This is a genomic window from Amycolatopsis sp. MJM2582, from assembly GCF_000754115.1.
Taxonomy (GTDB): Bacteria; Actinomycetota; Actinomycetes; order Mycobacteriales; family Pseudonocardiaceae; genus Amycolatopsis; species Amycolatopsis japonica.
In genome coordinates this window covers 698,076-710,384 of sequence record NZ_JPLW01000006.1, presented here as the reverse complement: position 1 = coordinate 710,384, position 12,309 = coordinate 698,076, and the positions used below count along the sequence as shown (strand labels likewise).

The 12,309-nt window shown below is 66.6% G+C and carries 13 protein-coding genes and 1 pseudogene; 11 read left to right on the top strand and 3 right to left on the bottom strand.

Going from position 1 to position 12,309, the window contains the following annotated elements; genetic code table 11:
* The first annotated feature begins 13 nt into the window (after window positions 1-13).
* From ED92_RS43090 to ED92_RS34285, 8 genes are all read left to right on the top strand, one after another.
* Complete coding sequence (locus ED92_RS43090) at window positions 14-187, top strand: hypothetical protein (protein WP_162836910.1); 174 nt, start codon at window positions 14-16, stop codon at window positions 185-187.
* A 32-nt stretch (window positions 188-219) separates the two neighbouring features.
* Window positions 220-1,239 carry a DUF6734 family protein gene (locus ED92_RS34315; protein WP_037345560.1) on the top strand — a complete coding sequence of 340 codons (1,020 nt, stop codon included), beginning with the start codon at window positions 220-222 and terminating at the stop codon, window positions 1,237-1,239.
* 79 nt (window positions 1,240-1,318) lie between these two features.
* On the top strand, window positions 1,319-1,813 hold the full coding sequence (locus ED92_RS34310) for a hypothetical protein (RefSeq protein WP_037345559.1): 495 nt from the start codon (window positions 1,319-1,321) through the stop codon (window positions 1,811-1,813).
* A 190-nt stretch (window positions 1,814-2,003) separates the two neighbouring features.
* Window positions 2,004-2,729, top strand: a complete 726-nt coding sequence (locus ED92_RS34305; RefSeq protein ID WP_037345557.1) for a HEAT repeat domain-containing protein — start codon at window positions 2,004-2,006, stop codon at window positions 2,727-2,729.
* A 37-nt stretch (window positions 2,730-2,766) separates the two neighbouring features.
* Window positions 2,767-3,453, top strand: a complete 687-nt coding sequence (locus tag ED92_RS34300) for a hypothetical protein (protein ID WP_007028085.1) — start codon at window positions 2,767-2,769, stop codon at window positions 3,451-3,453.
* Between the two features lie 155 nt (window positions 3,454-3,608).
* Window positions 3,609-6,509, top strand: coding sequence for an alpha-L-fucosidase (locus ED92_RS34295; RefSeq protein ID WP_037345555.1), 2,901 nt, complete (start codon window positions 3,609-3,611; stop codon window positions 6,507-6,509).
* Between the two features lie 46 nt (window positions 6,510-6,555).
* Entirely contained in the window at window positions 6,556-7,359 is an 804-nt protein-coding gene (locus ED92_RS34290) for a MerR family transcriptional regulator (RefSeq protein ID WP_037345552.1), read from the top strand.
* Window positions 7,356-8,351 (top strand): BtrH N-terminal domain-containing protein, encoded by a 996-nt coding sequence (locus ED92_RS34285; protein ID WP_037345549.1) that lies wholly within the window; start codon window positions 7,356-7,358, stop codon window positions 8,349-8,351. The genes ED92_RS34290 and ED92_RS34285 overlap by 4 nt, the downstream gene beginning before the upstream one ends.
* Here the strand turns inward: ED92_RS34285 and ED92_RS34280 are convergent.
* Window positions 8,333-9,130 (bottom strand): DUF1684 domain-containing protein, encoded by a 798-nt coding sequence (locus ED92_RS34280; protein ID WP_200882776.1) that lies wholly within the window; start codon window positions 9,128-9,130, stop codon window positions 8,333-8,335. The genes ED92_RS34285 and ED92_RS34280 overlap by 19 nt on opposite strands.
* Window positions 9,131-9,167: 37 nt before the next feature.
* Window positions 9,168-9,524, bottom strand: coding sequence for an antibiotic biosynthesis monooxygenase (locus ED92_RS34275; protein WP_037345546.1), 357 nt, complete (start codon window positions 9,522-9,524; stop codon window positions 9,168-9,170).
* A gap of 207 nt (window positions 9,525-9,731) precedes the next feature.
* On the opposite strand from ED92_RS34275, the pseudogene ED92_RS34270 reads away from it, so the two are divergent.
* A pseudogene (locus ED92_RS34270) lies at window positions 9,732-10,985 on the top strand (DUF222 domain-containing protein).
* A gap of 309 nt (window positions 10,986-11,294) precedes the next feature.
* Here the strand turns inward: ED92_RS34270 and ED92_RS43500 are convergent.
* A complete protein-coding gene (locus ED92_RS43500; protein WP_235213437.1) occupies window positions 11,295-11,723 on the bottom strand; it encodes a hypothetical protein in 429 nt (142 codons plus the stop codon).
* A gap of 21 nt (window positions 11,724-11,744) precedes the next feature.
* Here ED92_RS43500 and ED92_RS43495 point away from each other — a divergent pair, with 21 nt between their 5' ends.
* Both ED92_RS43495 and ED92_RS34260 read left to right on the top strand, forming a co-directional pair.
* Complete coding sequence (locus tag ED92_RS43495; protein ID WP_235213436.1) at window positions 11,745-12,044, top strand: hypothetical protein; 300 nt, start codon at window positions 11,745-11,747, stop codon at window positions 12,042-12,044.
* A 60-nt stretch (window positions 12,045-12,104) separates the two neighbouring features.
* Complete coding sequence (locus ED92_RS34260; RefSeq protein WP_037345541.1) at window positions 12,105-12,308, top strand: DNA-binding protein; 204 nt, start codon at window positions 12,105-12,107, stop codon at window positions 12,306-12,308.
* The last annotated feature ends 1 nt before the right edge of the window (window position 12,309 follow it).

Sequence of the window (12,309 nt, the reverse complement as noted above, 5' to 3'; positions counted from 1 at the left end):
GAGGGTTCGACAAATGGCCAAGAAAGCCTCTGGCAACGAACACGAAGGAATCGTGAAGCTGATCAAAGCTTCACTTGCCGGCGTGGGCGGCCTCTATCTGGTCACCGGATCCTTTGTCGTGACGACTCTCGGCACGACAACCGTGGTCGCCGTGCTCTACCTCAGCGGTTTCCGTCGCCGGCCGTAACGTTCGACCACCCCGGCCCGAACCACTCCGCGATGCCGTACTACGGATACGACCCCGGCACAGCGGTCGCCATCGGCGGCCGTCTCCTCGCGCCCGGGTTTCCCCGGTACACCGCATACGGCGAGGTCGTCGAGCCGGGTTGGCGTCCCCCACCGGTCCGCGTGGTCCGTCCGGGTGACAAGGCCGCGCACCCGATCCGCCGGGCGGTCTGGTCGTTTTGGAGTACTCCGTACCGGCGTCGGCACGGCAGGCATTGGCCCAGCGACTTCTTCCACGCGCTGTCCTGGATCTTGTCGTTCCGCCTCGCGTCCCGCCTCTTCCCCACGACCGCGTTGGTGACCGACGACCGGGGATACGAACTGCTCGTCACCCGGTTGCGGCTGCCCTTCGACGACGTTTCCCTGTCGTTGAACGGACTCGCCGGGCAGGACCCGTCCTGGTGGGCACTCGGGAAGCTGCACGCGTACCGGGAGCAGCGCGAACCGTTCCTGCACATCGACAACGACGTGTTCCTCTGGCCGGGTTTCCCCGCGGACGGGCTCGATGGGGAGATCGTCGCGCAGAATCCCGAGCACGCACCGGCTTCCGATGCCGGCTACTACCGGCCGACGGCCGTCGCCGCGGCCATCCGGAGCACCGGCGGCTTCCTGCCGGAGGAATTCCGCGACTACACCGGGGAAGCCGCGCTGTGCACCGGAATCGTCGGTGGCACGGCGGTTCCCCTTCTTCGCCACTACGCCGACCTCGCCGTCCACATGGTGGAGTCGACCGAGAATCAGGCGGCCTGGCAACGGCTCGCACCGCTCGAGGACTTCAACCTCGTTGTCGAGCAGTACCTTCTCGGCGCGTTGTGCTGGGGCGGGCGCACCACCGACGTGCAGTGCGTCTTCGGTTCTCAGGAGGACTGCTATCGAGAGGACGATCGGAGATTCACGCATCTCATCGCCTCCGCGAAAAGCGATCTCCGTTATCTCAACCTACTCGCGGAGCGAGTGAAAAACCATTTCCCCGCCGACTTAGAGATCGCTCGACGACTATGCGGCGATCAGTAACGATAAGGCCAAGAATACCAACCACCCCGGCGATCCAGGCGTCTTTTCGGAATCAGCTCTCCGGCAGGAGGTCATCGCCATGGCCATCAACCTCCGGCGCGCGCTCGGAGCGCTCGCCGCCACCTCCCTCATGCTGACCGGCGCCATCGCCGCGGCCGCGCCCGCTTCCGTCGCGGCACAGGCGATCCCCACGATGACGGGGATCCGCACCGGCCAGAACACCGGGTTCGACCGGATCGTGCTCGACCTGACCGCAGGCCCGGCACCCGCCGTCCGCTACGACCTCGTCGACGAGTTGATCGCCGACGGCTCGGGCGAGATCGTCTGGCTCACCGGGGAATTCTTCATCGCGGTCACCGCGACCCCGGCCGCCGCGCACGACGACGCCGGGAATCCCACCTATCCCGGTCCGCAGAAATTCAGGACCCGGAATCTGCGCAACGTCATGGCGGTCGCGGTCACCGGCGACTACGAAGGCACCTTGTCCATCGGTCTCGGTGTCCGGTCGAGGACCGCGGTCACCGTGTTCACGCTGACCTCCCCGAACCGGGTCGTCATCGACGTCCGTCATTGACCACGAGCGGGAATCCGTGAAGGCTTTTCGCCGTCCGCCGCATTTTTGGTGAGCAAAATCCTTTTCGGATTCCCGCGGTGAAAATCCCGATCTGCCCCATCGGGCGATTTTTCGGAAATCCAGGTATCTGCCGCCGGGGATCGCGTTCCTTCCTTCCGTCAGCATCACCGCCGCTGCGAAGGAGAACCTCATGCCGACCCCACGCAATCCCGACACCCCGTCCTTGGGCCCGGGTGGCGACAACCTCGAAGCGGGCCCTGGCAGTTCGGGCCTGGGAAGCTTCTCGAACAGCGAAATCGGCGAACTGGTCACCCAGGCCGCCGAAACCATGGCCGCGTCCGGCGAGGACGCCGAGCGCAATTACCAGCGAAGCCTCGACCGGCTTCGCGAGCGGGCGGACGACGTCGTCCCGGCGCTCGGCGCGCAGTACGACGCCCTGTCCGAGGAGCAGTACCTCGAGCGGTGGGGCCTGGTCCAGTTGCTCACCGATCTCCGGCACGCCGCCGCCGTCCCGGCGCTCGAAAACGTACTGCGCCAGCCGATCCCGCCGGAGCGTTCCGACGACCCCGCACACGGGATCAGCACGGTCGGCGAAGAGGTGATCATCCGCACCACCGCCGTGGAAGCGTTGGCGCGCTTGGCATCCGCCGGGGACAGCGCGGCGAAGGAGCTGCTGCTGCGGCAGGTCCGGCACGAGGTGTTCACGGTGCGGCGCGCGGCGGTCCAGGCCATCGCCGAGACCGGGGACACCGAACTCACCGCGCGGGTGCGCGAGGAGCTCAGCGGCACCGAGGACGAGCGACTGCTGAACATCCGGCGGGTCGACGTCCGCGGTGTCCCGCAGGCCGTCGGCGGCCGGTACGTGAAGGACTCGCGGACCGACGACGTGCCACCGCCCGAGCCGCCGCGCTCCTGAACCAGAACGAATTCCTTCTACAGACAGGTGATCTCCGATGGCCACTTGCAGCTACACCGTGCCTGACAAGAACGTGACCGGGGACAATTTCTACGGTGCCTCGATCTGCAATCAGACCTACATCGACTATTTCTGGAACACCTACGGTTTCGCGGGCAACAAGGACTACTGGGATGACGGCTTCGGCTGGGAAGACGCGTGCAACACCGACAAGCCGCTGGCCCGGACGTTCAACGCGTGCTACCTCCTGACCTATTCGGCACAGGACTACCAGAACGACGCCTATTCCGGCGCGATGCTGAACTGGGCACGCCGCTACGTCCGCGACAACTGCGACGACCTCCGCTCGCTTTGCGGCGACGGCAGCGCCATCGCACGCTCGTTCAAAGGGGCGTTCGTCGACGACCGGATCGAGTTGTACCTGGGTTTCTGGTACTCCAAGGACGTTCCCGGCCGCGCCGAGACGCTGATCCACGAATCGCGCCATCAGGGCGGGAAGCCGCACAACGCGAACTTCCCGGCGGGTTCGGTGTTCGGCGCCGGCAAGAGCGGCGCCGACTCCACCTGGGGTTACGAGGGCGCCTGGATGTACGGCGCGCTCTACCTGTGGTGGTTCTACGCCCAGGGCGCCCGCACGACGTCGGCGTTGCGTGAACGAGCCCGCCAGCGCGGGAACCTCGTGATCGACAACGCCTTCGCGACCCATCCGGGCTTCAACATCTGAGTCCCGACAGGGCCCTCTCGTACTGCAGACGAGAGGGCCCTGTTCGCGGAATACCTCTGATGACTTCACCAATGTACCGCTCATCGGGGCTTGACCACCGCGTTTTCTGACGCAATCATCGGATCTCTCGGTAACCATGCCCTGGATGAGAGCGGATGGTCATGAGAGTTCACCGCACCGCCTGGCTCGCCCTGGTCCTCGCCCTGCTGGCGAGTCTGCTCACCACGACCGCGGCGAGCGCGGAAGTGCATCATCCCCGCCAGAAGTGGCTGCGCGAGGCCACCGCCGGACTCTTCCTCCACTGGGGCATGTTCACCGCGCCACGCCAGACCGACTGCGCCGCTTGGGAACGCGCCGTCACCGACGGCGGCTGGAGCGCCGACTACTGGGTGGACGAAGCCCGCAAACTCGGCGCCTCCTACATCGTGCTGGCCACCTTCCACAGCAGGCTGGGCTACGCGCGGCCATGGCCGTCGGCGATCCCGGGCAGCTGCTCCACCCGTCGCGACCTCCTCGGCGAACTCGTCAAGGCAGGCAACGCGAAGGGCGTCCGGACGATCCTCTACATGACCGACGATCCCCAGTGGCACAAGGAGACCGGTGTCGAGTCACTGGATTCCGCCGCGTACTCCGCCTACAAGGGCAAACAGGTCGACCTCACCACCCGCCCGGGCTTCGGCGAGTACAGCTACGACCTCTTCCACGAGGTCATGGACCGCTACGCGGACCTCGCCGGGTTCTGGATCGACAACGACAACGAGTACTGGGAAAAGAACAAGCTCTACGAACAGATCCGCGAGAAGCGCCCGTCCTGGTTGCTGAGCAACAACAACGAGGACACCCCGATCATGGACACGGTGAGCAACGAACAGAAGACGGGCATCACGCCGCCGTACGACTATCCACAGGCCGCGTTCACCCCGATGCCGAGGCTCACCGAAGCCGACTACAAACTGCCGACCAACGGTGGCTGGTGGTACGACGGCACCGACCAGGCCGTCGACTTCCGGCTGTCCACCGGGCGCTACATCACCAACGCGGGTTCGTCGATGAAGTCGCTGATGGCCGAAACCCCGATGGTGAACGGGAAGTTCCCACCACAGCAGGAGGCGTACAACAACTTCATGGCGAGCTGGGTGCCGCCGATCAAGTCCTCCCTACAGGGCAAAGAGGGCGGCGGCTACATGTACGGAGGGATGCAACCCGGGTTCTGGAACAACGGCGCGCACGGTGTGATCACCGTCGAGCCCGGCGCCGGAACGCAGTACCTCCACGTCGTCACCCGGCCCCGCACCGACCTACTCCGCCTGCGCGACAACGGTTACAAAGTGACCAGGGTGTCCGACGTCCGCACCGGGAAGCAGCTGCGGTTCAGTCAATCCGGCGGTTATCTGACCATTGTGGACATCAAGGACTGGGACACCTACGACACGGTGTTCAAGGTGGAGACGGCCGGGCAGCGGTACTTCCACGACTCCCGCACCATCAAGGCGACCGCTTCGTCCTCGCGCGCCGGGCATCCGGCGTCGAACCTCGTCGACGGGAACTTCGAGAACTACTGGGACGCCGACGGCAAGCAGCCGGTCTCGGTGACCTTGGACCTCGGCAGGCGGCGGACCGCGGCCTACCTCGCGGTGAATCAGCGCGAGATGTCGCCGACCCACGCGCGCGAATCGTTCGGCAGGCCGGAGGACTCGGCCCGGATCCAGGACTATCGCCTCTACGTCAGCGACGACGGGCGGAACTGGGGTGAGCCGGTCCGCACCGGCGCGATGCCGAGCGCCCGCGGCGTGCAGTTCATCGACTTCGGCGAACGGCAGACCCGGTTCATCAAGCTCGAGGTGCTGAACACCTGGTCGGGACCGCAGGCGAAACCGTTCTACCGGCAGTTGGCCATCGACGAGATCAAGGTGGCGTACGGCTACCCGAGTTCGGTATCGGGTGCGCAGGTTCCGCTGGAGGCCGAGGCCTTCCGCAACGATCACGACGGCCGCGCCCACCTGGGCCACTGCTCGTCCTGCTCCGGATCGTTCCAGGTCACCGGCCTCGGCGGCGGCCCGCGCAGCTCGGTCACCTACCCGGAGGTGATGGCCGCTGAGGCCGGAACCCACCGGCTTCAGCTCGACACCACGGGCGGCCCCGCGACGTCCGTGGCGGTGAGCGTCAATGGCGGTGCCCCCGTCGAGACCGCGATCGGCGCCGGAACGCCGGGAGTCGTGGCGTCGACGGCGATCCCCGTCGCGCTGAACGCCGGCGCCAACACGGTCAAGGTGTTCAGCAACGCACGCTCGGGACCTGGCCTCGACCGGATCGCGATCGCTCCCCTGCCGCCGTCGTCCTACACGCCGAAGACGACTCTGACCGTAGAACCCGGTGGCCTCCAATGGCTCTCGCCAGGGCAGCAGTCCTTGCAGGTGACCGCGAAGCTGCGGCTCGACGCCGACGACGCGATCGGGAAGGTCTCCCTGGCGCCGGTCGTCCCGGCGGGCTGGACCTTGCGGGGCGCTCCGGCGACGGCGGAGTCCATGCGCGTCGGCGACGAACTGCAAGCCTCCTGGACGCTCGTCTCACCCGAAGGCGTCACCGCGGCCGACATCCCGGTCACCGCGTCGTTCGACCTGCTCGGACGGGCGAAATCGGTGAGCAAACCGGTCCGGGTGAGCCCATGGCCGACCGACCGGGTCTTCATGCGCGAGGCCGAGGACTCGGCGAACGACGTCGGCGACGCGGGCGTCACGAACTGCGGCGTGTGCTCCGGTGGTCAGAAGGTGCGCAACATCGGCGGCGACCCGGGCTCGTCCGTGCGCTTCGACGGCGTCACCGTGCCCGAGACCAGGCGCTACACCCTCTACCTCGACTTCACCGTCAACGGGCCGCGCTCGTACTTCGTCACGGTCAACGGCGGCACGCCGATCGAGGTCAAGGTCGACGGTGCCGGCAACAACACCCAGCTCACGACGTCTTTGCCGGTCGAACTGAAGGCGGGGGCGAACACGATCGAACTGGGCAACGACCACGCGTCCGCCCCGGATCTCGATCGGCTGTCACTGGGGTGAGGTACCGGCTTGACCCTCTCCCCGGGAGAGGGTTCAGGCTGGTCCCATGACGACCTTGATGCCGATCGGCGTGTTCGCGCACGCCACCAGGCTGTCGGTCCGTGCGCTGCGGAACTACGACCGGATCGGGCTGCTGGTACCCGCCGTCATCGATCCCGCCACCGGGTACCGCCGGTATTCGCTCGACCAGTTCGCCCGCGCGGGCCTGATCCGGCGGCTTCGGGAACTGGAAGTGCCGCTGGCCGAGATCGCCGAGATCCTGGACGCGGGCGACCCGCACGAGGTGCGGGCCGCGATCAAACGGCATCACGACCGGGTGGCGGCGCGGGCGGCGGAACTCGCGGCGATCAGCGACGAACTCGACTCCGTGCTCGCCGAACCGACGCGGTGGCTGCACGTCTACGAACGCGTGCGCGCACCGCAGCAGATCGCCCGCCTGTCGATCCGGACTCCGCTGAACGGCCTGGCCGAGCTGATCGGCCCCGCGTACACGCGGCTGTTCGCGGCGTCCGACGCTCAGGGGGTCAGGCCGTCCGGCCCGCCCGGAACCCGTTACCTCGCCGCGGATCCCGACGAGTTGACGATCGAACTGTTCGTACCCGTGGACGGGCCGGTGCGGGACGACGGCGACATCGGCGCCGGCGAGCTTCCCGGTGGTCTGCTCGTGGCGACGATTCACGAGGGTCGTTACGAAGACGTCGAGACCGCGTACCGATCACTCGGCCGCTGGATCGCCGAACGCGACCGCGTCCCCGCGGGGCCCGCCGAGGAGTTGTACCTGGTGGCACCCGGACCGTCGGTCGCGCCCGAGGCGTACCGCACCGAGATCGCCTGGCCGGTGGCCTCGTGATCCTCGACGGAATCAAGACCACGGGCGGGGAGCACTGCGAGACCAGCACACTCGACGTCCTCCTGCGGCACGCCGGGATCGAACTGTCCGAGCCGATGCTGTTCGGACTCGGCGAAGGCCTGGGGTTCATCTATTGGGACGGGAAGAACCTGCCGTTCCCCTTCCTCGGCGGGCGTGCCAAACCCGCCGAGATCACCCGGAGGCTGACCGACCGGCTCGGACTGGCCTTGCGGGTCAAGGAAACGTCGTCGGTGCGCACGGCGTGGCGGAACGTGGTCGAAGAGATCGACGGCGGGGTGCCTGTCGGCCTGCAGCTCGACTCGTACCACTTGGAGTACTTCACCTCGAAGGTCCACTTCGGAGGGCATTTCGTCGCCTTGTACGGCTATGACGACGAGACAGCCTACGTCGTCGACACGGCACAGCAGGGTGGATCAGTCTCGACATCCTTGGAGAGCCTGGAACGCGCTCGCGCGGAGAAGGGCCCGATGACCGCGAAGAATCGTTCGTTCACCATCGCCGCCGATGCGCCTGTCAGGCCGCTTCCGGATGCTATCCGGGCCGCAGTGCGGGCGAACGCGGCGGAATTCCTCAACCCGCCCATCGCGAACCTCGGGTACCGCGGCATCGGCAAGGCCGCCGTCCAGGTGCGGAAATGGCTGGACCGCAGCGACGATCCGGCCCGCGACCTGCCGCAGGCCGCGATCCTGATGGAACGGGCGGGCACCGGCGGCGCGCTCTTCCGCCGGATCTACCGCGACTTCCTCGAAGAGTGCACGACCCTCGTCGACGACGCCGGTCTCCTCAGCGCGTATGAGAAGTACCGCGAGATCGTTCCACTGTGGACCGAAGTCGCGCACTTGTGCACACAGGCAGGGGAAACCGGCGACGCCCGACCGCTCGACGACGCGTCCGCCGTCCTGTCCGAGCTGGCTCAGCGCGAACAGGAGGCGATGACGGCGCTCGCGACGGTTCAGTGTGATCGTTCGTAGGGCAGCTTCTCTCCAGCTTCCACCGCGAACGGCAGATCGTTGCCCGCCGGCGGCAACGGGCACGTGGCGAAATCGGTGAACGCGCAGGGCAGATTCGTCGCTCGGGTGAAGTCGAGGACGACCGATCCGTCCTCGGCGGGCTCGGGAACCGCGAGCGACCGGTTCGCCGCGTAGGTGGTGACGCCGCTCGTGGCGTCGGTGAACAGGATGAGCAGGCCGTCCTTCTTGCCGTTGAACGCGGTGAGCGTGTGCTCCGCGCCGTCGTGCTCGAAACGCACGATACCCGGGGAGACGTAGACGTGACTGAGCCCTTCGACGACCGCTCCGACCGTCGTCGGCCGCGGTTCGTCGAAGGGCTCGAAGGTTCCGGAGAGCACCCAGGACTCGTCGGGCTCGTACGCCGGGACACCGCGGAAAGCGTTGAGCACCGGTGCCTTCGGGTCGTGCGTCCGGATCAGATACCCGCCACGACGCGCCACCTCGATCTCGATGTCGCCGGAGACGACCCGGGTGGTCGCGCCGCTGTTGACCAGCTCGAAACGATGGACACCGGTGACGCGTTCGCCGTCGTGCGAGAGGTCCGCGCCCTGCGGGTCGAGGTACGCGGCATCGGCGTCCTGCCACCACAACCCGGGCAGCCCCTCGTACGCGCGCGGCTTGTCCTCCAGCCAGTCGAGCGAGACCAGGGCGAGCCAGCCGAGCGGATCGGCGAGATCGCGCTCGCGCTGGGTCTTCCACTCCTGCCAGTCGCGCGTGAACGTGTCCAGGCTTGTGCTCATCGCCGATCCCTTCCGTGACCTTGCTCGTTCCCCCTGGTCAACGGACTGGTGGCGGCGATATTTCCCGTCCCGGAATGTGGTCGCCCGTGACACCCTCCTCGGCCGAGACCAGCTCGGCGATCGGCGCGAAGAAAGCCTTGATCCCGGGCAGGTTGGCGCCCTTCTCCCGGGACGCGGCGAAGTCCTCGGAGGAACGCCACCACACGACGTCGAGCCAGGTCTCGTCGTCGACCCGGATCAGCTGGGCGTCGAGGAAGCCCTCCCTGTCGGCCCGGAAGTCGGCGATCATCGCGGGACGGGCCTGGAGGAGCTCGTCCGCGCGGTCGGCGGGGACCTTGAAGCGGGTCAGTTCCACCGTGGTCGTGGTGCCTGTTTCTGTGGTGCCTGTCGTCATGGTGTGGATGTTAGGCGACTGCTGTTCGCGTTCGGTCGGCTACTCGCTTTGCTCGATGCCCCGCATTTAGTCGACTAAATGCGCAGGTTGGCTTCGCAGGGTGATTCGGCGTTGGTGACCGTTTCACTCTTCGGTGTCGTTCGTGCGGTTTCGCTTGTTGCCTAAAATTACGAACACGTGTTCGATGTATTGCGCTATTATTGAGGGATGTCCGAGACCTTTCTCCCCGAGTTGCCGCAGGAGCTGTGGCGCGCTGGCAAGCTGGAGCTTGCGCATGGCGTGCAGCAGTCGTTGCAGGTGATCCGGATCGCGACCGCGTGTTTGGGGCGGTTTCTGGCGGAGATCGAGTCTCGTGGCGTCAAGGACTTGTAAGGGCATGGCAGTACGGCGAGCTGGCTCGCCGAAATCGCGGGACTATCGCGGGGTGAGGCGGGTCCGATCGTGAAGCGGGCCATCGCGTTGAACCCCACTCGGGCCTTGGATGGCACGGAGGTTCCGCCGGTTGCTCCCGCGACTGCTGCGGTGGCGGCTCAGGGATTGGTCGGGGATGAGCGGATCGATCAGATCCTGGAGATCTTGAAACGGCTCCCAGCCGACACGTCTGCCGAGGATCGGGCGAGTGCGGAGAAGATCCTCGCTGAGCTTGCTCCGAACGCCGGACCCCGCCAGCTCGCTAAGGCTGAAGCGAAATTACAGGGCTGGCTCAACCCCGACGGCAACGAACCCAAAGACCCCGAACCCAAAGAACCACGCCGCGAGATCACCCTGGAACGCCGGAAAGACGGGTTCTGGAAGCTCTCCGGTCTGCTCGACGATGAGACCGGGGCCCGGACCGCCGCGGCGTTGGAGGCGCATGCCCAGCCGCGGCCGGTGGACGAGTTCGGGCAGGCGGATCTGCGGATGAAATGCGAACGCATGGGAGACGCCTGGGCCGAACTCCTCGACCTGGCGATCGCCTGCCCCGACCAGCCCGGCACCAGCGGCTACCGGACTCTCGCCCACGTCACCATCGGACTCGAGGAACTCAAATCGGGTCTCGGGACCGCCTGCTTGGACTTCGTCGGGACGATGACCGCCCGCGAAGCCCGGCTCGCCGCCTGCGACTGCCTCATGCTGCCGGTCGTCATGAGTGCCTCGGGTGAACCCCTGGATATGGGACGCCTGAGACGGTTCGTCACCCCAGGGCAGCGACGCGCACTCAACATCCGAGACGGTGGCTGCGCATTCCCTGGGTGTCACCGGAAACCCAAGAACTGCCACGCCCACCGCATTCACCACTGGGCAGACGGCGGATCCACCGACCTCCGGAACCTGGTCCTCCTGTGCGGGTTCCATCATCGGTTGATTCACCACGGCGACTGGCAAGTACGGATGGCCGCCGATGGGTTACCGGAATTCATCCCACCCCAATACAGGGACCCACTCCGACAACCCAGGCGCAACACCCTGCACCACCGCTGACCACCGAGGAGCCCGCCAGCCACCCAGGCGACGGGCCCCTCGGCATGCCCACAGCCCCCGTAGCCGCCTTCCGAAAGCCGGTCGCGATGGCCCGCATCGCAGAACGCTGCATGCCCCGCACTTTTCTCATGGTTCCAGCTTCGTGGTCGCCAAGCCTGGGGCCTGGCCGCCACAACTACAACCGCCGTCCTCATAGCCGACGCGGGCGCCCCACGAGCCTGGCTCACTCACTGCCTGCAGCGCTATCAAGATGCGTGCGGACAAGCCGTCTGAGCTGGAACTGTTCACCTCCGGCGGGTTCACGAAGATCTACTGCGCCATTCGGGCGTATTCGCACGAAAGTCCTCGTTGCTGCCGCGACACCCAGAGCAAGATCGTCCGTTCCGGACTTGAGAGGGGACGGAACATGGTCAGAACGATAAACGGCAAACCGCGCCCGTTCGGTGACGACAAACCGAAAAAAGGTGCGGCCATCGCGGCGGCAGCCGTGGTCACCGGAGGCGCATTGGCCGTCGGCGGTGCGAGCATCGGCATCGGCGGAGGCACCGCCACCTCTCTCGATTCCGCCGCGAGCCAAGCCCTCAAAGGAAAAGCTCCAGCAAGAAGTCCGCGCAAAAGGGGCGCCATTCCGAAGCCTGGCAACGACTGGGCTGGCGCAGGCTCAAAAAGCAAGCCAAGCGGGAACTCAAATGCGGACCGCATTCCTTCGGCGAGGTCCAGCGTTTCTTCCTGCACCACCCTTGCGTCGATCTCGACCGCATGCTGGTCACCCTCGACGACGGCGCCGGCAACACCATCGACGTCTCCGTCGCGTGGGTGAAGATGCCGAAGGCGGGCGAGGCGAGCGACCTGAAGCGGCTCATCGACAAGGACGGCACCGGCAACGTCCTCCTCTTCGGCGAAGCTCCACCCGGTAGCCGCTTCACCGGCGAGAACTACGACTCCCGTCTGTCCAAGAGGCTCGTAGTGATCGCCGAAGCAGCCCCCGCGTCCGGGCGGCCGAGCGAAACGACGCTGGAGACCGCGGTCGAGGTCGCCGTCGAGTTCCCCTCGCCTTGATCCGCCACCGGCGATCCACAATGGAGGCGACCAGGACCGCCCACTGATCGAAGAGGACCCATGGACGAACAGACCGACCTGCCGTCCGGCATCGGCAAACCGGCGACGCGCGCCTTCACCGGCGCCGGCTACACCCGGCTGGAGCACTTCACCCGCGCCACCGAAGCCGAGCTCGCAAGCCTGCACGGCGTCGGCCCCAAAGCGCTCCGCATCATCCGCGAAGCCCTGGAAACACGAGGTCAGACGTTCAAACGCACCGACTAAT

Bases quoted from the DNA above. Each gene is read 5' to 3' on its own strand.
- ED92_RS43090 (WP_162836910.1), top strand. From the start codon at position 14: ATGGCCAAGAAAGCCTCTGGCAACGAACACGAAGGAATCGTGAAGCTG.
- ED92_RS34315 (WP_037345560.1), top strand. From the start codon at position 220: ATGCCGTACTACGGATACGACCCCGGCACAGCGGTCGCCATCGGCGGC.
- ED92_RS34310 (WP_037345559.1), top strand. From the start codon at position 1,319: ATGGCCATCAACCTCCGGCGCGCGCTCGGAGCGCTCGCCGCCACCTCC.
- ED92_RS34305 (WP_037345557.1), top strand. From the start codon at position 2,004: ATGCCGACCCCACGCAATCCCGACACCCCGTCCTTGGGCCCGGGTGGC.
- ED92_RS34300 (WP_007028085.1), top strand. From the start codon at position 2,767: ATGGCCACTTGCAGCTACACCGTGCCTGACAAGAACGTGACCGGGGAC.
- ED92_RS34295 (WP_037345555.1), top strand. From the start codon at position 3,609: ATGGTCATGAGAGTTCACCGCACCGCCTGGCTCGCCCTGGTCCTCGCC.
- ED92_RS34290 (WP_037345552.1), top strand. From the start codon at position 6,556: ATGACGACCTTGATGCCGATCGGCGTGTTCGCGCACGCCACCAGGCTG.
- ED92_RS34280 (WP_200882776.1), bottom strand. From the start codon at position 9,130: ATGAGCACAAGCCTGGACACGTTCACGCGCGACTGGCAGGAGTGGAAG.
- ED92_RS34275 (WP_037345546.1), bottom strand. From the start codon at position 9,524: ATGACGACAGGCACCACAGAAACAGGCACCACGACCACGGTGGAACTG.
- ED92_RS43495 (WP_235213436.1), top strand. From the start codon at position 11,745: ATGCTGGTCACCCTCGACGACGGCGCCGGCAACACCATCGACGTCTCC.
- ED92_RS34260 (WP_037345541.1), top strand. From the start codon at position 12,105: ATGGACGAACAGACCGACCTGCCGTCCGGCATCGGCAAACCGGCGACG.